Source organism: Rathayibacter sp. AY1C5 (assembly GCF_002931705.1).
Taxonomy (GTDB): Bacteria; Actinomycetota; Actinomycetes; order Actinomycetales; family Microbacteriaceae; genus Rathayibacter.
Map to the genome: position 1 here is coordinate 70,293 of NZ_PSWD01000001.1, position 19,433 is coordinate 89,725.

A 19,433-nucleotide genomic window follows, 5' to 3' on the forward strand; every position below is an offset into this window, starting at 1 on the left:
CGTCCCGGGCGGCCTCGCCGCCGCCGGACCCCTCCATTGTCACCGCTGCACCCGGCGCCCGCCAGGGGAGCGCTCGTCGCCGGAGTCCGGCAGGTCGGCCGCGGTGGCCGTGATGCGGTTGGCCATGCCGTTGAAGATGATGCCGTGGAAGGGCAGGATCGCGAACCAGTAGAGCCTGCCCGCGAGGCCCTGCGGGAAGAAGACCGCGCGCTGCGTGTAGACCGAGCCGCCGTCTCCGGAGGGCTCGGCGCGCATCTCGAGCCAGGCCCCGCCGGGCACCTTCATCTCGGCGCGCAGGCGCAGGAGCTTCGGCCGCTCGATCTCCTCGACGCGCCAGAAGTCGAGGGCGTCGCCGGCGTGCAGGCGCGCGGAGTCGCGGCGCCCGCGCTGCAGGCCCACTCCCCCGACGAGGCGGTCCATCCATCCGCGGATCACCCACGCGAGCGGGAAGGAGTACCAGCCGTTGGTGCCGCCGATGCCCTCGATGACGCGCCAGAGCTTGGCCGGGTCGGCCTGGGTGCGGCGCTCCTTGAGGTCCACGTAGACCGTGTGGCCGGCCCACTCCGGGTCGCTCGGCAGCGGATCGCTGGGAGCGCCGACGACCTCCGCGTTCTGCCAGCTCGTCTCGATCTCGCCCGCCTGCATCTTACCCAGCGCGAGCCGGACGGCGCGGCGGTAGGAGGTCAGCCCGCCCTCGGGGTCGGGGATGAGCGCGCGGATGTCCTGCTCATGCACGACGCAGTCGTACTGCAGCGAGGCGATGATGGGCACCGCGAGCGAGCGCGGGATCGGCGTGACCAGGTTGACCCACTGCGAGGCCAGCCACGGGGTGAACACCGGCAGGGACGCGATCGGCCGCTGCGGGAGCCCGGCCTCGACCGCGTAGCCGTTCATCATCTGGCCGTAGCGGAGCACGTCGGGCCCGCCGATGTCGAAGGTGCGGTTGAGCGCGGCGTCCTCGAGCGACGCGGAGCCGATCAGGTAGTGCAGCACGTCGCGCACGGCGATCGGCTGGATGAAGTTGCGCACCCACTGCGGCGCGGGCATGTACGGCAGCACGTCGGTGAGGTGGCGCACCATCTCGAACGAGGTCGACCCGGAGCCGATGATCACGCCCGCCTGCAGGGCGATCGTCGGCACTCCCGACTCCATCAGGATCCGGCCCACCTCAGCGCGCGAGCGGAGGTGCTTCGAGAGCTCCTGGCCCTCGGGGTGCAGGCCGCCGAGGTAGACGATGCGGCCGACGCCGGCCGACTCCGCGGCCGTGGCGACGTTGTGCGCGGCGCGGCTCTCGACCTCCTCGAAGTGGGCGTGGTCGTTGCCCGAGCCCATCGAGTGGACGAGGTAATAGAGGACGTCGACGCCCTCGACCGCGGCCTCCAGCGACTCCGGATCGCCGAGATCGCCCTGAGCGACCTCGACCTCCTCCGCCCACGGCACGTCGACCAGCTTGCGCGGGTCGCGCACCAGGACACGCACCCGGAAGCCCGCCTCGAGGAGGCGCGGCGTCAGCCGGCCGCCGATGTAGCCGGTCGCGCCGGTGACGAGCGCGAGGGGGCGCGCCGAGTCGGAGGGGGTTTCGCTCATGCGGCCACGGTACGCCGATGGCCCCGGGACCTCTCCCGCTGGTGCGGGCCCGCGGCCCCTGCTAGGCGGCGCCCGGCATCCCGCTCAGTCGATGCCGAGGACCTCGCGGACCTGCACCACGTCGTGGTTCATCTGGCGGATGAGGGGCTCGACGCCCTCGTAGGCGACCTGGCCGCGGATCCGGCCGACGAACGCCACGTCGACCACGCGGTCGTAGAGGTCGAGGGTGTCGAGCGTCTGATCGAGCACGTACGCCTCGACCTGCTTGGGCGGCACTCCGACGAAGGTCGGGTTGCTGCCGACCGAGATCGCGGCGGGATGCGTGACGCCGTCGGTGGTGAGCCGGCCCGCGTAGACGCCGTCGGCCGGGATCAGGCCCTGCGACTCCGGCGAGAGGTTCGCGGTCGGGAAGCCCAGCTCGCGGCCGCGCTTCGCTCCGTGCACGACCACGCCGCGGACGACGGGCTCGTGCCCGAGCAGGCGCGTCGCGTGCTCCACATCGCCCTCGGCCAGCAGCTCGCGGATCCAGGTGGAGGAGACGCGGCGGCCGTCCTCGGGCCGCACGTCGTCGATCAGCTCCACCTCGAATCCGTGCTGCCCGCCGAGCACGCGCAGCAGGTCGACGTCGCCCGCTCCCCGGGCGCCGAAGCGGAAGTCGGAGCCGACGAGGACCACACGGGCCTCGAGCGCCTCCACCAGCACCTGCTCGACGAACTGCTCGGGTGAGAGCGCCCGGAACGCCTCGTCGAAGGTGAGCAGCAGCGTCGCGTCCACGCCGGTCCCCGCGAGGAGCTCGAGCTTCTGCTCGTTGCCGACCAGGACGGGCGGGCACTTCTCCGGCGCGATCACGCTGAGCGGATTGCGGTCGAAGGTGACGACGACGGCGGCGAGCCCCTGCTCGCGGGCCCGCTCGTGCAGCCGGCCGATGACGGCCCGGTGCCCGGAGTGGACGCCGTCGAACTTGCCGATCGTGACGGCGGAGGGTCCGATCCCGGCCAGGTCGCCGGGGCGGGTCTCGACGCGCATCAGGCGGCCGCCCGGGGCGTGGGCCGCCCCTGCACGCGGAGCCACCAGAGGCCGAGCACGGGCAGGACGAGCGGGATGAGCAGGTAGCCGGCGCCGAAGGCCGCCCACACCGTCGACTGGCGCCCGAACGGGTCGGCGCTCGCGAGCCCGAGGAGCTGCGGAGCGAGGAGGCTGAGCGCGCCGACCACGAGCACGCCCACCAGCTCGAAGGTGATCGTCACCCACGCGACGCGCTGCCAGGCGCGGCCCGGGACGATCAGGGCGACCGTCGCGACGATGTACACGACGGCCGAGAGCGCCGAGAGCGAGAACGCCAGCGGCGCCTCGTCGAACCGGTCGATGATCTGGAAGACGGAGCGCCCCGTCGCGGCGAGCGCGAGGATCCCGTAGACCACGACCAGGAGGCTGCCGATCCCGCGCGAGCGGGCGGAACGGGTCGGCTCTCCGCTCCCGGGGGCCGAGGGGACTGAGGGGTCGTGAGCGGCCCGTCCGGACGCATCGCTGGCTGGTTTCGACATCGCACGTCCATGCTAGGCGCTCGCCGGGCCGGGCCCGGTGGCGGGCCCGATCAGGCGCTCTGGAAGAACCAGATCTGGTGCATCCGGTAGACCATGACCGCGATCGAGAGGCAGGCGACGCCCAGGATCACGGTGCTCCAGCGGCTCCGCTCGATGAGCGCCCAGAACCCGGCCGCGAGCGGCAGGAGCAGCGCCGAGATCAGGTAGATGTAGTACTCCGGCAGGCTCCCCGACGGGCGGTTGCCGACCAGCGGCGACACGATCGCGACCGCCAGCTGGACGATCAGCAGCAGCTCGACGATCGCCGTCGCGCCGACCGAGACGTCCGAGGGACGGCGGGCGAGCAGCCCGAGCACGAGGCAGAGCAGGCCGGCCGCGACGGCGATCCCCACCTGGAGGATCGTGAACCACTCGATCACGAGGCGGCCGTCCGCAGGTCCTCGGTCGGGAAGTTGACGACGCTCTTGAGCTGGGTGCCGCGCCGCTCTGCGAGGCCGATCAGCCGCTCCCCCGGGCCGACCGCGGCGAGGAGGCCCTTCGCGCCCGCCACCGCCTCCGGGGCCGGGATGCGCTTGCCGTTCGCGAGATCGCCCGCCTCCTGGGCGTCGAGGCGCAGCAGGGGGAACAGCTCGCCCGCCACCAGCGTCGGCGGCAGGAGCGCGGCGGGGACGTCGAGCTCGTCGATCTCGCCGGCCTGCGCCACGGAGAAGGGGCCGACCGCGGTGCGCCGCAGCGCGGTCAGGTGGCCGCCGACTCCGAGGGACGCGCCCAGGTCGCGGGCGAGCGCGCGGATGTAGGTGCCGGAGGAGCAGGTGACGCGCACGTCCAGGTCGAGGAACCCCTCGACCGGGCGGCTCGCCAGGACGGCGAACTCCGAGACGGTCACGGGGCGGGAGGCGAGCACGACCTCCTCGCCGTCGCGGGCGCGGGCGTAGGCGCGGCGGCCGTCCACCTTGATCGCGCTGACCGTGCTCGGGACCTGCTCGATCGCTCCGGTGAGGGCCGCGATCGCGTCGGACACCGACTCCGGGGCGAGGGCCGCGACGAGTGCGGGCTCCGCCGAGGCGAGCACCTCGCCCTCCTGGTCGTCGGTGGTGGTGGAGGAGCCCAGCCGGATCGTCGCCTCGTACTGCTTGTCGAGGCCGACGAGGTAGGTGAGCAGGCGCGTCGAGGGGCCGAGACCGAGGATCATCAGCCCGGTTGCCATCGGATCGAGCGTCCCCGCGTGGCCGACCTTGCGGGTCCCCGCGCGGCGGCGGGTCCGCGAGACGAGGTCGTGGCTGGTGATGCCGCCGGGCTTGTCCAGCAGGAGGATCCCGTTCGGAGCCGGGGCGGGGGTCTCGAGCACGGGTGCGAGGATACACGGACGGATCGGGAGGACCCCCGGGGTGCAGCCGGAGCCCTCGCCCGCCCGTCCTAGGCTGTCCGGATGAGGATCGCAGTACTCGGAGCAGGCGCCGTCGGCGGCACCATCGCCGCCCTTCTCGACCGCGCCGGGCACGACGTCGAGGTCACCGCCCGAGGCGACCACCTCACCGCGATCCGCCGGTCGGGGATCCGGCTCGACGGGGCGTGGGGCGAGCACACCGCCTGGGTCCGCTGCGGCGAGTCCCTCGATCTGGCACCCGATCTCGCCTTCGTCTGCACGAAAGCGCAGGACGCCGAGGACGCGCTGCGAACCAACCGCCGCACGGTCGACGGCACCCTCGTCGTCGTCGTCCAGAACGGACTGGACGGACTCACCGCGGCGGCCCGGCAGGTGCGCGACGCCCGGCTCGTGGGTGCTCTCGCCCTCTTCGCCGCGAGCCACCTCGAACCCGGCCGCGTCACCGTCACGGCTCCTGCCACGACCACGCTCGGCGTCCCCGGCCGCCCGGCCGACGACGACGTGCGACGGGCCGCCGCCGTGCTCGGCGAGGCGGTCCCCACCGCCGTCACCGACGACTTCACCGGAGCGCAGTGGACGAAGCTGCTGATCAACGAGGTCAACGCCCTGCCCGCGATCACCGGGCTCTCGGTCCAGGAGACGATCGTCGATCCGGGGCTGCGGCGCGTCCTCGCCCGGTCGATGCGCGAGGCCGCCCGGACGGGCCTCGCGTCGGGCGTCCGCTTCGGCTCGCTGCAGGGACTCTCGAACGCGTCCGTCCGCGCCCTGGCCGCCGCTCCCCTGCCCCTGGTCGAGCTGCTCCCCCGCCGGATGGCCGCGCGGATGGGCGAGGTGCCGAACCCCGGGTCGACGCTGCAGAGCGTCCGCCGCGGAGTGCCGAGCGAGATCGACCACCTGGCCGGGGCCGTGGTCCGCACCGCTCACCGCGGCGGGCGCGAGGCACCGGTCAACCAGCTGCTGGTCGACCTGGTGCACGAGGTCGAGCGGGCGGGCGCCTTCGTGCCGCCGGCTGAGGTCGTGCGCCGCGCCGCCCTGGTCTGAGCCCGCGGCCCTGTCGGACCGACGCCGCCCGCGGCGGCGGCCTCCGTCCCGAGGCTCAGCAGGAGTCGGCGAAGAGGCGCCGGGGCTGCTCCGGATCGCGGATGTCGACGAGGATCCCCGCCGGCCGGCGCGGATCCGTCGTGGCGCGGTACGCCGCGTCCACCGGCGGCTCCTGCGTGTCGAGGCGGATGCTGGTGCTCCACGCGCCGCGCAGCTCCGGCCGGAGGGCGAACTCGCCGTCGACGAGCAGCACCGCGTCGCGGCCGGCGGTCCGCCAGCGCGCCTGCCGCGCCTCGTCGCGCACCGCGTCGAAGCCCGCGAGCACGAACCCGGTGCTGCCGCCGAGGGTGAACGGATCGAGCAGCACGCGGCGCAGGAGCTCGTAGTCGTACCCGGCCGCGTAGGAGCGCTGCTCCTCGGGCACGGCGGGGTCGTCCCGATCGGCGCGGGGACGTCGGAAGTCGGTGAGGTGCGCGACGATCGCGTCCTTGCCGGCCCGGCGGAGCGCCTCCGCGAGGTCGAGCGCGAACGCCGCGCTCACCGCGGGGTCGTCGCCGTCGATCCCGACCTTGACCCGTCCGCGCCCGTAGTTGTGCAGCACCTCCGCCGCGAGAGCGTCGAGCACATCGGCCTTCTGCGGAGCCCACCTGGTCATCCGCCCACGATACGCGCCGCCGCCTAGTGTGGGCTGATGCCCTCCGACCCTCTCGCCGACGCGATCACCGCCTGGTTCCGCACGAGCGCCCGCGACCTGCCGTGGCGCCGCGAGGGCTTCCCCGCCTGGGGCACGCTCGTCAGCGAGTTCATGCTGCAGCAGACCCCGGTGGTCCGCGTCGTCCCGCGTCTGGCGGAGTGGCTGGAGCGCTGGCCGACACCCTCCGCTCTCGCCGCCGTCCCTCCCGGCGAGGCGGTGCGCGCCTGGCAGTCCCTGGGCTACCCGCGGCGGGCCCTGCGCCTGCACGCCTGCGCCGTGGCGATCGCCGAGGAGCACGGCGACGTGGTCCCCGACGACGTCGAGACCCTCCTCGCGCTGCCCGGCATCGGCGACTACACCGCCCGCGCCATCGCCGTGTTCGCCTACGGGAGGCGGCACCCCGTGGTCGACACCAACGTCCGCCGGGTCCTCGCGCGCGCGGTCGACGGAGCGGCGGAGCCCGGTCCGCCCCGCGCGAGGGCCGACCTCGCCGCGATGTCGGCGCTGCTGCCCGAGTCGCTCTCCGAGGCGGCGGCCTTCAACGCGGGCGCGATGGAGCTGGGGGCGGTCGTCTGCACCGCCCGCGCTCCGCGCTGCGACGAGTGCCCGATCCGCGACCTCTGCCGCTGGCGGGCGGAGGGGTACCCCGAGCACACCGGGCCCGTGAAGGCGAAGCAGAAGCGGTTCGAGGGCTCGGACCGCCAGGTCCGCGGCCTCATCCTCGCCGAGCTGCGCGCCGCGCACGGCCCGGTCACCGCGGCCGAGGTGGAGTCTCTCTGGCCGGACGCCGACCAGCGCGGTCGCGCCCTGGCCGGGCTCCTCGCCGACGGTCTGGCGACGGGCGGCCCGGAGGACGGCTACCTCCTCCCCGGCTCCTGAGGGCCCGTCGACCGCCGTCCGCGTCGGAGGAGGCGGGTAGGGTCGGCGCCGTGACCGGTCGCCGCCTCCGCCTCCCCCGCCCCGACGCCGCCGTCGAGCGCGCCCTCGACGTCGACCTCGCCCAGGACGTCCAGCGCGCCCTCGCCGCGGTCCGCGTCGAGAACGACCTGCCCGGCCCGTTCCCGCCGGCCGCGCTGGCCGAGGCCGAGCACGCGGACGCCGGAGCGGACGACGAGGACCGCGTCGACCGGACGGACCTCCCCTTCGTGACGATCGACCCGCCCGGCTCGCTCGACCTGGACCAGGCCCTCCACCTGGAGCGCACGTCGGAGGGCGTCGTCCTCCGCTACGCCATCGCGGACGTGCCCGCGGTCGTCCGCACCGGCGGAGCGCTCGACGCCGAGACGCGCCGCCGCGGCCAGACCTACTACCTCCCGGACGGCCGCGTCCCGCTGCACCCCGCGGTCCTCTCCGAGGGGACCGCGTCGCTCCTGCCGGACGAGACGCGCCGAGCGCTGGTCTGGACGCTGACCCTCGACGAGCGGGCGGAGCCGCGCTCGGTGCACCTCGAGCGGGCGCTCGTGCGCAGCGTGGCCCGGCTCGACTACGAGGGCGTGCAGCGCAGCGTCGACGCGGGCGATCCGCACCCCTCCCTCGCCCTCCTCCCCTGGTTCGGACGCGAGCGCCTGGCGCGCGAGGCCGAGCGCGGAGGAGCGAGCCTGACGCTGCCCGAGGAGGAGATCGTCGCCGCCGACGGCGGCTACCGGGTCGAGCGCCGCGCTCCCCTGGCCGTCGAGGGCTGGAACGCCCAGGTCTCGCTGCTGACCGGTATGGCGGCGGCGACGATGATGCTCGACGCGGGGGTGGGCATCCTCCGGACCATGCCCGAGGCCGACCCCGCCACCGTCGCGGCCTTCCGCTCCCGAGCCGCGGCGCTCGGCGTCCCGTGGCCCGAGGAGGAGGCCTACGGCGCCTACCTGCGCCGCCTCGACACCGCCGACCCCGCCCAGCTCGCCATCATGTACGCCGCGACGAGCCTGTTCCGCGGCGCCGGCTACACCGCCTTCGACGGCGCCCCGCCGGAGCATCCCGAGCAGGCGGCTCTCGCCGCGCCGTACGCGCACGTCACCGCGCCGCTGCGGCGCCTGGTCGACCGGTTCGGCCTCGCCGTCTGCCTCGCGGTGTCCCGCGGCGGAACGATCCCGTCGCAGCTGCGCGAGGCGCTGCCCCTGCTCCCGCCGCTCCTCGCCGCGAGCGACCGCCGGGCCGGAGCCGCCTCCCGTGCGGCGACCGCGATCGTCGAGGCCGCCGTCCTCCGCGGCCGCGAAGGAGCCTCCTTCAGCGGGATCGTCGTCTCCTCGGCGCGCACCCGCTCCTCGGTCCAGCTGCTCGACCCGGAGATCACCGTCGACGTCCCGGCCCCGCTCACGCCGGGAGCCCGTGTCGTCGTCGTCCTGGAATCGGTCGACGTCGCCACGGGCTCCGCGGTGTTCGGGCTCGGCGCCTAGTCCTCGTCGTCCTCGCGGGGCTTCACATAGGGGTCGGCGTCGCCGGCGTAGTCCGCCTGAGCGGCGAGCGACTGCACCTGCGAGTCCTGGCTGCGCGCGGCGGCGAGCAGATCCTCGATGTGCTTCGCGTTCTCGGGCACCGCGTCGAGGATGAACTCGAGCGACGGCGTGAGCCGGGACGTGATGTTCCTGCCCACCTCGGTGCGGAGCATGCCGGTGGCGGCCTTGAGGGCCGCGGCCGAATCGGCGCGCTCCTCATCGGTGCCGTAGACCGTGTAGAACACCGAGGCGTGCTGCAGGTCGCCGGTCACCTGGACATCGGTGATGGTGACGAAGCCGAGGCGCGGGTCGCGGAGACCGCGCTCGAGCCGCTTCGCGACGATCACCTGGATACGTTCGGCGAGCTTCCTCGCCCGGGCCGGATCTGCCATGGCTGGTCCTCACATCTCTCTCGGCGAACCGTTCAGCTCGCCATTCAACCACTCTCCGCCCGGACGACCGGTCGCGTCCGAGGGGGCCTTGCTTCTGGGGCGTGATGCCCCTCGACCGCGCGTCTGCGACGGCGCGGGTGGGGTGCCTCCTCGCGGCTCCCTGATCCTCGGGGACCGGGGTGGGAAGGCTCAGGTGCTGGATCGGGAGCCGGACATCGCCCGCAGGCTCGCTGCTCACGAGCTGCTCGCTCAGCGGGCGCACCCACCGAGACGGGAGCGCCTGATCTTCGACGGCCTTCCACGCCCGGAGGTGCGGAAGCGCCCTCTGGGGGGTGCGCACCTCCGGGACACGGGCCGCCCCCGATTCCTCCCGCAGGGCGCGAGAGGACGAGAGTCCCCTCCCGATCCCGCACGAACAGCGCCGTGAGACGCCGGAAGGCCCGGGCGGACCCGGGCCTTCCAGTGGGCGGATCAGCCTCGCGGCTTCTCCTTCATCTCGATCGTCTCGATCTCGTCGCCGATCTGGATGTCGTTGTACTTTCCGAGACCGATACCGGCCTCGTAGTCCGTACGGACCTCCGTGACGTCGTCCTTGAAGCGACGCAGCGACTCGATGGCCAGGTTGTCCCCGACCACGACGCCGTCACGGATGACGCGCGCCTTCGAGTTGCGGGTGATCGTGCCGGAGCGGACGATGACACCCGCGATGTTGCCGAACTTGGAGGAGCGGAACACCTCGCGGATCTCAGCGACACCGGACTGGACCTCCTCGAACTCGGGCTTGAGCATGCCCGTGAGCGAGTTCTCGACCTCTTCGATCGCGTTGTAGATGACCGAGTAGAAGCGGATGTCCACTCCTTCTCGAGCAGCGCGCTCGCGGGCCTTCGGGTCGGGGCGGACGTTGAAGCCCACGATGATCGCGTTGTCGATCGTCGCGAGGTTGACGTCCGACTCCGTGATCGCACCGACACCGCGGTGGATGATGCGCAGCTGCACCGAGTCGTCGACCTCGATCTTGACGAGCGACTCCTCCAGCGCCTCGACGGCACCGGACACGTCGCCCTTGATGATGAGGTTGAGCGACTCGACCTTGCCCTCCTCGAGAGCACGGGTGAAGTCCTCGAGCGAGATGCGCTTGCGGGCCTTGGCCAGCAGGGCGTTGCGCTGAGCGGCTTCGCGCTTCTCGGCGATCTGACGGGCCGTGCGGTCCTCCTCGGTGACGAGGAAGGTGTCGCCGGCGCGGGGCACGGACGAGAGTCCCTGCACCTGCACCGGACGCGACGGCACGGCTTCGAGGACGGCGTTGCCGTTCTCGTCCGCCATCGCACGGACGCGGCCGTAGGCCGTTCCGGCGACGATCGCGTCTCCGACGCGCAGCGTTCCCGACTGGATGAGCACGGTCGCGACCGCACCGCGTCCCTTGTCGAGCTTCGCCTCGATCGCGACTCCGCGCGCCTCCTTGTTGGGGTTGGCGCGCAGGTCGAGACCGGCGTCCGCGGTGAGCAGCACGGCGTCCAGGAGGTCCTGGATGCCGGTGCCCGCGCGAGCCGACACGTCGACGAACATGACGTCTCCGCCGTACTCCTCGGCGACGAGCCCGAACTCGGTGAGCTGCTGACGCACCTTGGCCGGGTTGGCGTCGGGCTTGTCCACCTTGTTCACCGCGACCACGATCGGCACGTTGGCCGCCTGGGCGTGGTTCAGCGCCTCGATGGTCTGCGGCATGATGCCGTCGTCCGCCGCGACCACGAGGATCGCGATGTCCGTGACCTGGGCACCGCGGGCTCGCATGGCGGTGAACGCCTCGTGACCCGGGGTGTCGATGAAGGTGATCGGGCGCTCGATGCCCTCGTGCTCCGCGACGACCTGGTACGCACCGATGTGCTGCGTGATCCCGCCCGCCTCGCCGGCGACGACGTTGGCGTTGCGGATCGCGTCGAGCAGGCGCGTCTTTCCGTGGTCGACGTGACCCATGACGGTGACGACCGGCGGACGGATCTCGAGGTCCTCGTCCGTCTCGTCGTCGAGCTCCTGCTCGAGGTCGAGACCGAAGCCCTCGAGGAGCTCCTTGTCCTCGTCCTCGGGCGAGACGACCTGGATCTTGAAGCCGAGCTCGGAGCCGAGCACCTCGAAGGTGGCCTCGTCGAGCGACTCGGTCGCCGTCGCCATCTCGCCGAGGGCGAAGAGGACGGTGACCAGGTTGCCGGGGGGCACCGGCACGCCGGTCATGGCCTCGATCTTGTCGGCGAAGTCCGAGATCGACGCGCCGCGGCGCAGACGGATGACCGTCCTGCCGTCGCCGCGGGGGACGCTGACGCCGCCGAGCGACGGGGCCTCCCTGAGCTCGAACTCCTGACGCTTCGTGCGCTTGGACTTCCGGGCCTTGCTCTTGCCGCCGCCGCGACCGAAGGCTCCTGCGGTTCCACCGCCGGGGCCGCGACCGCGACCGCCGCCGCCACCGGGACGCGGGGCGAAGCCGCCACCGGCACCGGGAGCGCCGCCGGGGCGCTGGAATCCGCCGCCGGCCGGACGACCGGCACCGCCGGGACGTCCTGCTCCGCCGCCGGGTCCGCCGGGACGCTGGCCGAAGCCGGCGGGGCGCTGGCCCATGCCGGGTCCGCCGGGTCGGGGCGCGCCGGGGCGCGGAGCAGCCGGGCGGGGGATGTTGCCCGGGGTCGGACGCGATCCCATGCCCTGCGAGCTGGCGAAGGGGTTGTTGCCGGGGCGCGGGGCGGCGGGACGCTGTCCCATGCCCTGGTTGCTGGCGAACGGGTTGTTGCCCGGGCGCGGGGTGCCGCCGGGGCGGTTGGAGCCGCCCGAGGCGCCGCCGGGGCGCGGGGTGTTCGCGGCGGGAGCCGGACGCGGGGTCACGGGCTTGGGTCCGCCGGGGGTCGCGCCGGACGCCGGCTTCTCGGCGGCGGCCGGAGCCGCGGGGGCCTCGGTCGGAGCCGGAGCGGCGGCCTCGGCGGGCGCGTCCTTGGCTGCCTGAGCGCGCTGAGCGGCCGCGGCCTCCTGGGCGGCCTGAGCCTGGGCCTGGCGCTCGGCGACCGACATCGGCGGTGCCGGCGCCGGAGCGGGCGGCTTGGCCGGTCCGGGCGTGGGCGCGGACGGACGCGCGCCGGAGGGGCGCGGGGCCCCGGGACGGGCGCCGGCGGCGGGGGCGGCCGGGGTCGCCGACGCTCCCGCGGAGGAACCGCCCTGGCCCTGGAGGGCCTGGCGGAGCTTGCGCGCCACCGGGGGTTCGATGCTCGAGGACGGGCCCTTGACGAACTCGCCGAGCTCCTTCAACTTCGCAAGTGCGACCTTGCTATCGACACCCAGTTCGGATGCGATCTCGTGTACGCGTGGTTTTGCCACTTCTCTCCTGTCTTGGGCCTGCACCCAAGACGGGGGCAGGCGTCACGAACGGACGGGTCTCATTTCGAGCCGCTCATCAGTCTTCGCTCATGATCAGTTCACGGGCCGTTCTGCCTGTTCTCTATGGTGTGATCGTGCGCTGCTCCGGCCCCTCCGGTCGAGGGGCCGAGCCGGTCGGATCGTGCGATGTACTGCTCCAGCTCGCTCGCGTCCACGCTCTCGCGTGTCCGGAACGCTCTTCCGAACGCGCGGCGCTTGACCGCGAGCTCGTAGCAGTCGGCTGTGTCGTGGAGCCACGCTCCCCGACCAGGACGGACGGCACGCGGGTCTACCGCGAGGACGTTCGAGTGGAGGACCAGCCTCAGAAGAGAGGCCCGGGGGGCGCGCAGACGGCAGCCGACGCACGTTCTGACGGCTTCCACTCTACTCCCTCCCCTCCGGGACCGCTCCCCCGCACGGCCGATGCTCGGGGATCACTCCCCGTCCATCACCGAATCGGGCTGGATGTCGATCTTCGCGCCGGTCAGCTTGGCGGCGAGGCGGGCGTTCTGGCCCTCCTTGCCGATGGCGAGCGAGAGCTGGTAGTCGGGGACGAGCGCGCGGACGGCCTTGAGGCTCTGGTCGATCACGAACGCGCTGGTCACCTTGGCGGGCGAGAGCGCGCTGGCGACGAAGGTCGGCAGGTCGGAGGAGTAGTCGACGATGTCGATCTTCTCGTTGTTGAGCTCGGCGGTCACCGCGCGCACGCGCTGGCCGAGCTCGCCGATGCAGGCGCCCTTGGCGTTCACGCCGGGCTCGGTCGCGCGCACCGCGATCTTGGTGCGGTGGCCGGCCTCGCGGGCGAGGGAGACGATCTCCACCACGCCGGACGCGATCTCGGGGACCTCGAGGGCGAACAGCTTGCGCACCAGCGACGGGTGGGTGCGGGACACCTGGACCGACGGGCCCTTGGGTCCGCGGCCGACGCTCGTGACGTAGACGCGGATGCGGCGTCCGTGGCTGTAGTCCTCGCCGGGCACCTGCTCCTCGGGCGAGAGGATCGCCTCGATGGAGCCGAGGTCGACGTGGATCATCCGCGGGTTGGGGCCCTGCTGGATGACGCCGGCGACGATGTCGCCCTCGCGGCCCTTGAACTCGCCGAGCACGTGCTCGTCGGCGATGTCGCGCAGGCGCTGGTTGATGACCTGCTTCGCGGCGAAGGCGGCGATGCGGCCGAAGTCGCGCGGGGAGTCCTCGGCCTCGCCCACGACGGCGCCCTCCTCGTCGAGCTCGGGCACGAAGACCGAGACGTGACCGGTCTTGCGGTCGAGGTGCACTCGCGCGTCGACGGCGGTGGCCTTGTCGGCGTCGTCGGCCTGGCCGATGTGCTTGAGGTAGGCGGTCAGGATCGCCTGCTCGATGATCTGCACGAGTTCCTCGAAGGGGATCTCGCGCTCGCGCTCCATGAGTCGCAGAACGCTCAGGTCGATGTCCACGGGCGGGCCTTTCTCTCTATTCACTTGGATGCCGCGGTGGTGACCGCGGTCGTTCGCCTGCCGGGCTCTCACCCGGATCAGCCCTCAAGGGTACCCGACGCGGCCCGGGGTTCCACCCGCGGATCCCGCCGAGGCACGGAGGGCCCCGCCTGCCGCGGGAAGCGGTGGCGGGGCCCTCGGCGTGTCGGGTCTAGGCGCCCAGCCGGGCGAGCGCCTCGGCGACCGGGAGCTGCTCGCGCTCGCCGGACCGGCGGTCCCACAGCTCGACGATCCCGTCGGCCGCTCCTCGCCCCGCGATGACGATCACGGGCACCCCGATCAGCTCGGCGTCGCCGAACTTGACGCCGGGCGAGACCTTCGGGCGGTCGTCGATCAGCACGTCGCGGCCGACGGCCTCGAGGGAGGCGGCGACCGACTCGGCGAGCTCGAGAGCCGCCGCGTCCTTGCCGGTCGCGATGACGTGCACGTCGAACGGCGCGACGTTCGCGGGCCAGAGCAGTCCTCGGTCGTCGTGGGTGGCCTCGGCGATGATGGCGAGGATGCGGGTCACGCCGATGCCGTAGGAGCCCATCGTGACGGTGACGAGCTTCCCGTTCTCGTCGAGCACCTTCAGCCCGAGGACGTCGGCGTACTTGCGGCCGAGCTGGAAGACGTGGCCGATCTCCATGCCGCGGGCGGTCTCGATCGGGCCCGAGCCGTCGGGCGCCTCGTCGCCGGTGCGGACGTCCGCGACCTCGACGGTGGCGTCGCCGTGGAAGTCGCGGCCGGCGACCAGGTCGAGGACGTGCTGCCCGGAGACGTTGGCCCCGGTGATCCAGGCGGTGCCGTCGACCACGCGCGGGTCGAGCAGGTAGCGGACGCCGGTCGCCGACTCCTCGCCCAGGACGGCTCCTTCGGCCGACCAAGGTCCGATGTAGCCCTTGACCAGTCCGGGGTGCTTCGCGAAGTCCTCCGCCGTGGCGGCCTCGACCTCGGCCGGGGCGAAGGCCACCTCGGCGCGCTTGAGGTCGACGTCGCGGTCGCCGGGCAGGCCGACGATCACGAGCTCGCGGGTGCCGTCGAGCGCGGTGAGCGCGAGGACGACGTTCTTCAGGGTGTCGGCGGCGGTCCAGGCGCGGCCGTCGGGGCGGGGCTGCGTCGCGTTCGCCAGGTCGACCAGGGTCTGGATGGTCGGGGTGTCGGGCGAGTCGAAGACGCGCGCCTCGGGCAGGCCCTCGACGGGCAGCGCCGCGGGGACGGGCGTGCGGTACGCCTCGACGTTCGCCGCGTACCCTCCCGCCGACCGGACGAAGGTGTCCTCGCCGACGGGGGTGGGGTGCAGGAACTCCTCGCTCCGGGAGCCGCCCATCGCTCCGGCGTCGGCCTGCACGATCACGTACTCCAGGCCCAGACGGGCGAAGATCCGCTCGTAGGCGTCGCGCTGGCGCTGGTAGCTCGCGTCGAGGCCGGCGTCGGTGTAGTCGAAGGAGTACGCGTCCTTCATCGTGAACTCGCGGCCGCGCAGGAGGCCCGCGCGGGGCCGCGCCTCGTCCCGGTACTTGTCCTGGATCTGGTAGATCGACAGGGGCAGGTCCTTGTAGGAGGAGTAGAGGTCCTTCACGAGCAGCGTGAAGAACTCCTCGTGCGTGGGAGCCAGCATGTAGTCGGCGTCCTTGCGGTCCTTCAGGCGGAACACGCCGTCGCCGTACTCGGTCCAGCGGCCCGAGAGCTCGTAGGGCTCGCGGGGCAGGAGCGCGGGGAAGTGCACCTCCTGGGCGCCGGCGGCCTCCATCTCCTCGTGGATGATCCGCTCGATGCGGCGCTTGACGCGCAGTCCCAGCGGCAGCCAGGCGAAGACGCCGGGCGCCTGACGGCGGATGTAGCCCGCGCGGACGAGGAGGCGGTGGCCCGCGACCTCGGCGTCGGCGGGATCCTCCCGGAGCGTGCGGACGAACAGATGCGAGAGACGGGTGACCACGAGGGACGATCCTATCCGCTGCGCTCCCCCGGCTCGCGAGGGCGCCGGGACCCTCAGTCGGGGATCCGCGAGAAGACGACCGCTCCGCCCGTGCCGTCCAGCAGCACGTCGTCGGGGGTGCCGCCGATCGTCATCGGGCCGGAGAGGAGCGCCCGGAGCCGGATGGCCTCGGGGCTCGGCGTGTCGGAGCAGCTGTCGGATCCGGTCACCTCGTCGCCGGGGACCAGCACGCCGTCGTCGATCCGGTAGGCGGCGCTGACCACGAGGCAGCCCGTGCCGACGACCAGGGTCGGCGCACCCCCGACGCTCTCCGAGCGGAGGCGAACGCGGGCGTCCTCGACCCAGGCCGTGTACGGGGTCTCCCCCTCTGCCGCGGTCAGCACCCAGCGGTCGCAGCCGAAGGGGTCCTGCGGGGTGCGGCTGTCGATGCACTCGCCGGCCTCGGAGGACGGGCCGCTGCGGAGCGCGGCGACACCGGAGGCGAGGAGCGCGGCGGCGACGACCACGAGCGCGAGGCGCAGTGCGGGGCGGACCACGTCGATCCGCCCCGCGCCGTCAGTTCGCGCCGACGGTGACGACCGGGGCTCCGGTCGAGGTGTCGTCGGCCGGCATCTCGGCGGCCAGGCGGTTGGCCTCCTCGATGAGGGTCTGGACGATCTCGGCCTCGGGGACGGTCTTGATGACCTCGCCCTTGACGAAGATCTGGCCCTTGCCGTTGCCGGAGGCGACGCCCAGGTCGGCCTCGCGGGCCTCGCCGGGTCCGTTGACGACGCAGCCCATCACGGCGACGCGCAGCGGGACGCTCATGCCCTCGAGGCCGGCCGTGACGTCGTTGGCGAGCGTGTAGACGTCGACCTGCGCGCGGCCGCAGCTGGGGCAGGAGACGATCTCGAGCTTGCGCTCGCGGAGGTTCAGCGACTGGAGGATCTGCAGGCCGACCTTGACCTCCTGCGCGGGCGGGGCCGAGAGGGACACGCGGATGGTGTCGCCGATGCCCTCGCCGAGGAGGATGCCGAAGGCGGTGGCGGACTTGATGGTCCCCTGGAATTCGGGGCCGGCCTCGGTGACGCCGAGGTGGAGGGGCCAGTCACCGCGCTCGGCGAGCTGGCGGTAGGCCTTCACCATGACGACGGGGTCGTTGTGCTTGACCGAGATCTTGAAGTCGTGGAAGTCGTGCTCCTCGAAGAGGCTGGCCTCCCAGACGGCGCTCTCGACGAGGGCCTCGGGGGTGGGCTTGCCGTACTTCTGCAGGATGCTCGGCTCGAGCGAGCCGGCGTTGACGCCGATGCGGATCGAGACGCCGGCGGCCTTCGCGGCGGCGGCGATCTTGCCGACCTGGTCGTCGAACTTGCGGATGTTGCCGGGGTTCACGCGGACCGCGGCGCAGCCGGCGTCGATCGCGGCGTAGACGTAGTTGGGCTGGAAGTGGATGTCGGCGATGACCGGGATCTGGCTCTTCTTGGCGATGATCGGCAGCGCCTCCGCGTCGTCGCGGCTCGGCACCGCGACGCGGACGATGTCGCAGCCGGACGCGGTGAGCTCGGCGATCTGCTGGAGGGTCGCGTTGATGTTCGTCGTCGGTGTGGTGCACATCGACTGGACGCTGACCTGCGCGTCACCGCCCACGAGCACCTTGCCCACCTTGATCTGGCGGGACTTGCGGCGGGGGGCGAGGGTCATGGGGACCTTGGGAAGACCCAGATTCACTGCTGGCACGCGCCCCATCGTACGCGCGCCGCGGGACCCCTCGTCCGCTCGCCGCACCTTCCCAGCCGCCGCCCCTCCTGCGCGCCTCGGAACCCGTCCACCGCACCTGCTCTCAGCCCGAGACCGCACGACGATCCGCGGTCGCCTCGCTCCCGAGCCGAACCGCCGATCCCGTCCGAGCGACCGGCCCCAGCCGCCCGCACCCCGCTCCACCCACACCCCACCTCGCAGAGCCGACCGCACCACGCCGGGCGAGGCCCGTCCTCCACCCGCGAGGCGAACGGGTGAATCGCGTCCCAGCGATTCGCCCCAGCCGTCCGCACCCCGCTCCACCCACGCCCCCACCCCGAGAAGCCGACCGCGCCACGCCGGGCGAGGCCCGGCGTGGAATCCAACTCAGAACAGCGTGATCGGCTTGACGATGTCGGCGTAGATGAGGAGGGCGCTCATGCCGCCGAGGACGAGGACGACGACGTAGGTGAGCGGGAGCAGGCGGGCGATGTCGACGGGGCCGGGGTCGCGGCGTCCGAAGAGCTTGGCGATCCGGCGGCGCAGGCCCTCCCAGAGGGCGCCGGCGATGTGGCCGCCGTCCATGGGGAGCAGCGGCACCAGGTTGAAGACGAGGAGGGCGACGTTGAGCGAGGCGAGGACGCCGACCATCGTCTGCACCTTGGACACGACGGGGAGCTGGTCGGAGGCGGCGATCTCGCCCGCGATCCGGCCCACTCCGACGACGCTGATCGGGCCGTTGGCGTCGCGCGCCTCCGAGCCGAACGCCGCCTGGGCGACGTCGATGAGGCGCTGCGGCAGGTTGAGGATCACATGGGCGACGCTGGTGATGTTCGACCAGACCGTCTCGGGCACCGCGGTGACCGGCTGCTGCGCGAGGGCCGACGTGGGCGAGATGCCGATGAAGCCGACCGTCTGCGTCTCGATCGCACCGGAGGCGTCGGTGACGGGGGCGCCGTTCGCGTCGGTCACCGCGACCTCGTTCTCGGCGGGGGTGATCGTGAGGGTCAGCGGGGCGCCGTCGCGCTGGACGGACACGCTGAGCGGGACGCCCGCGGAGCGCTGGATGATCGGGGTCAGGTCGTTCCAGGTGCTCACCGGAGTGCCGTCGATCGCCGTGATCGTGTCGCCGGGCAGCAGGCCCGCCGCGGCTCCGGGTGCCAGCGGGTCGTCGGCGGTGCAGGTCGCGGTCGCGCGCTGCGACTCCGGGACCACGCACTGCGAGACCGCGGCGAGGGTGCTGGTGCTCTGCGGGATCCCGATGCCGCAGAGGAGGACGGTGAAGAGGACCGTGGCGATCACGAGGTTCATGAAGGGGCCGCCGGCCATGACGATCACGCGCTTCCACACGGGGAGCCGGTAGAACGCGCGGTGGTCCTCGCCGTCGCCGATCGTCTCGGCGCTGGCGGCGCGGGCCTCGTCGATCATCGTGGCGTAGGCGCCGCGCCGGGGCTCCTCGAGCTGGGCTTCGGAGGACGCCAGGCCGTTGAAGAAGCCTGTGCTCGACTCCGTGGGCCGGTCCCCCGGGTGCTTCGGCGGGTACATGCCGATCATGGCGATGTAGCCGCCGAGCGGGATCGCCTTGACGCCGTACTCCGTCTCGCCTCGGCGCCGGGAGAAGAGGGTCGGCCCGAACCCGATCATGTACTGCGTGACCTTGACCCCGAACAGCTTGGCGGGGAGGAGGTGCCCGACCTCGTGCAGGGCGATGGAGAGGGCGACGCCGACGGCGATGATGACGACGCCGAGGACGAAGAGCAGCACGGATTCCACCGACACACTGTAGGCCGGGCCCGCCCGTCCACGCTGGGGTGCGCCTGCACGGATCCGATGAACTCCGCGGCCGAGCGGATCAGC

The 19,433-nt window shown here is 73.0% G+C and carries 17 protein-coding genes; 3 read left to right on the forward strand and 14 right to left on the reverse strand.

Annotation, left to right across the window (positions count from 1 at the left end):
* Window positions 1-39: 39 nt before the first annotated feature.
* From C5C57_RS00320 to truB, 5 genes are all read right to left on the reverse strand, one after another.
* Complete coding sequence (locus C5C57_RS00320) at window positions 40-1,587, reverse strand: SDR family oxidoreductase (RefSeq protein ID WP_104246567.1); 1,548 nt, start codon at window positions 1,585-1,587, stop codon at window positions 40-42.
* A gap of 84 nt (window positions 1,588-1,671) precedes the next feature.
* Window positions 1,672-2,613 (reverse strand): bifunctional riboflavin kinase/FAD synthetase, encoded by a 942-nt coding sequence (locus tag C5C57_RS00325; protein WP_104233805.1) that lies wholly within the window; start codon window positions 2,611-2,613, stop codon window positions 1,672-1,674.
* Window positions 2,613-3,131 carry a hypothetical protein gene (locus tag C5C57_RS00330; RefSeq protein ID WP_258072716.1) on the reverse strand — a complete coding sequence of 173 codons (519 nt, stop codon included), beginning with the start codon at window positions 3,129-3,131 and terminating at the stop codon, window positions 2,613-2,615. The genes C5C57_RS00325 and C5C57_RS00330 overlap by 1 nt, the downstream gene beginning before the upstream one ends.
* Before the next feature lie 50 nt (window positions 3,132-3,181).
* On the reverse strand, window positions 3,182-3,550 hold the full coding sequence (locus C5C57_RS00335) for a hypothetical protein (RefSeq protein WP_104223058.1): 369 nt from the start codon (window positions 3,548-3,550) through the stop codon (window positions 3,182-3,184).
* Window positions 3,547-4,479 (reverse strand): tRNA pseudouridine(55) synthase TruB, encoded by a 933-nt coding sequence (gene truB / locus C5C57_RS00340; protein ID WP_104223057.1) that lies wholly within the window; start codon window positions 4,477-4,479, stop codon window positions 3,547-3,549. The genes C5C57_RS00335 and truB overlap by 4 nt, the downstream gene beginning before the upstream one ends.
* 81 nt (window positions 4,480-4,560) lie before the next feature.
* On the opposite strand from truB, the gene C5C57_RS00345 reads away from it, so the two are divergent.
* Window positions 4,561-5,559: a ketopantoate reductase family protein gene (locus C5C57_RS00345; protein ID WP_104246568.1), complete on the forward strand. Its 999-nt coding sequence runs from the start codon at window positions 4,561-4,563 to the stop codon at window positions 5,557-5,559.
* A gap of 55 nt (window positions 5,560-5,614) precedes the next feature.
* Here the strand turns inward: C5C57_RS00345 and C5C57_RS18385 are convergent, their stop codons facing one another.
* Window positions 5,615-6,214 (reverse strand): hypothetical protein, encoded by a 600-nt coding sequence (locus C5C57_RS18385; RefSeq protein ID WP_258072150.1) that lies wholly within the window; start codon window positions 6,212-6,214, stop codon window positions 5,615-5,617.
* A 36-nt stretch (window positions 6,215-6,250) separates the two neighbouring features.
* On the opposite strand from C5C57_RS18385, the gene C5C57_RS00355 reads away from it, so the two are divergent.
* Together C5C57_RS00355 and C5C57_RS00360 are read left to right on the forward strand one after the other, a co-directional pair.
* Window positions 6,251-7,132: an A/G-specific adenine glycosylase gene (locus tag C5C57_RS00355; protein ID WP_104246569.1), complete on the forward strand. Its 882-nt coding sequence runs from the start codon at window positions 6,251-6,253 to the stop codon at window positions 7,130-7,132.
* Between the two features lie 50 nt (window positions 7,133-7,182).
* Complete coding sequence (locus C5C57_RS00360; protein ID WP_104297146.1) at window positions 7,183-8,640, forward strand: ribonuclease catalytic domain-containing protein; 1,458 nt, start codon at window positions 7,183-7,185, stop codon at window positions 8,638-8,640.
* Here the strand turns inward: C5C57_RS00360 and rbfA are convergent.
* From rbfA to C5C57_RS00400, 8 genes are all read right to left on the reverse strand, one after another.
* Window positions 8,637-9,071, reverse strand: coding sequence for a 30S ribosome-binding factor RbfA (gene rbfA, locus C5C57_RS00365; protein ID WP_104246571.1), 435 nt, complete (start codon window positions 9,069-9,071; stop codon window positions 8,637-8,639). The two genes, C5C57_RS00360 and rbfA, sit on opposite strands and share 4 nt — an antisense overlap.
* 471 nt (window positions 9,072-9,542) lie before the next feature.
* On the reverse strand, window positions 9,543-12,428 hold the full coding sequence (infB, locus tag C5C57_RS00370) for a translation initiation factor IF-2 (RefSeq protein WP_104246572.1): 2,886 nt from the start codon (window positions 12,426-12,428) through the stop codon (window positions 9,543-9,545).
* A 98-nt stretch (window positions 12,429-12,526) separates the two neighbouring features.
* Window positions 12,527-12,850 carry a YlxR family protein gene (locus tag C5C57_RS00375; protein WP_104225593.1) on the reverse strand — a complete coding sequence of 108 codons (324 nt, stop codon included), beginning with the start codon at window positions 12,848-12,850 and terminating at the stop codon, window positions 12,527-12,529.
* 51 nt (window positions 12,851-12,901) lie between these two features.
* Window positions 12,902-13,903 carry a transcription termination factor NusA gene (gene nusA, locus C5C57_RS00380; protein WP_104225180.1) on the reverse strand — a complete coding sequence of 334 codons (1,002 nt, stop codon included), beginning with the start codon at window positions 13,901-13,903 and terminating at the stop codon, window positions 12,902-12,904.
* Between the two features lie 190 nt (window positions 13,904-14,093).
* The gene (locus tag C5C57_RS00385) at window positions 14,094-15,860 is read right to left on the reverse strand and encodes a proline--tRNA ligase (protein ID WP_104246573.1); all 1,767 of its coding nucleotides are present in this window, start codon (window positions 15,858-15,860) and stop codon (window positions 14,094-14,096) included.
* A gap of 53 nt (window positions 15,861-15,913) precedes the next feature.
* Entirely contained in the window at window positions 15,914-16,396 is a 483-nt protein-coding gene (locus tag C5C57_RS00390; RefSeq protein WP_104246574.1) for a hypothetical protein, read from the reverse strand.
* 19 nt (window positions 16,397-16,415) lie between these two features.
* Window positions 16,416-17,576: a flavodoxin-dependent (E)-4-hydroxy-3-methylbut-2-enyl-diphosphate synthase gene (ispG, locus tag C5C57_RS00395; protein ID WP_173244694.1), complete on the reverse strand. Its 1,161-nt coding sequence runs from the start codon at window positions 17,574-17,576 to the stop codon at window positions 16,416-16,418.
* Between the two features lie 387 nt (window positions 17,577-17,963).
* A complete protein-coding gene (locus C5C57_RS00400) occupies window positions 17,964-19,349 on the reverse strand; it encodes an RIP metalloprotease (RefSeq protein WP_258062217.1) in 1,386 nt (461 codons plus the stop codon).
* Window positions 19,350-19,433 lie beyond the last annotated feature (84 nt).

What these genes read in the sequence shown, in the direction of transcription:
- C5C57_RS00320 (WP_104246567.1), bottom strand. Translation starts at nt 1,587, where the DNA reads ATGAGCGAAACCCCCTCCGACTCGGCGCGCCCCCTCGCGCTCGTCACC.
- C5C57_RS00325 (WP_104233805.1), bottom strand. Translation starts at nt 2,613, where the DNA reads ATGCGCGTCGAGACCCGCCCCGGCGACCTGGCCGGGATCGGACCCTCC.
- C5C57_RS00330 (WP_258072716.1), bottom strand. Translation starts at nt 3,131, where the DNA reads ATGTCGAAACCAGCCAGCGATGCGTCCGGACGGGCCGCTCACGACCCC.
- C5C57_RS00345 (WP_104246568.1), top strand. Translation starts at nt 4,561, where the DNA reads ATGAGGATCGCAGTACTCGGAGCAGGCGCCGTCGGCGGCACCATCGCC.
- C5C57_RS18385 (WP_258072150.1), bottom strand. Translation starts at nt 6,214, where the DNA reads ATGACCAGGTGGGCTCCGCAGAAGGCCGATGTGCTCGACGCTCTCGCG.
- C5C57_RS00355 (WP_104246569.1), top strand. Translation starts at nt 6,251, where the DNA reads ATGCCCTCCGACCCTCTCGCCGACGCGATCACCGCCTGGTTCCGCACG.
- rbfA (WP_104246571.1), bottom strand. Translation starts at nt 9,071, where the DNA reads ATGGCAGATCCGGCCCGGGCGAGGAAGCTCGCCGAACGTATCCAGGTG.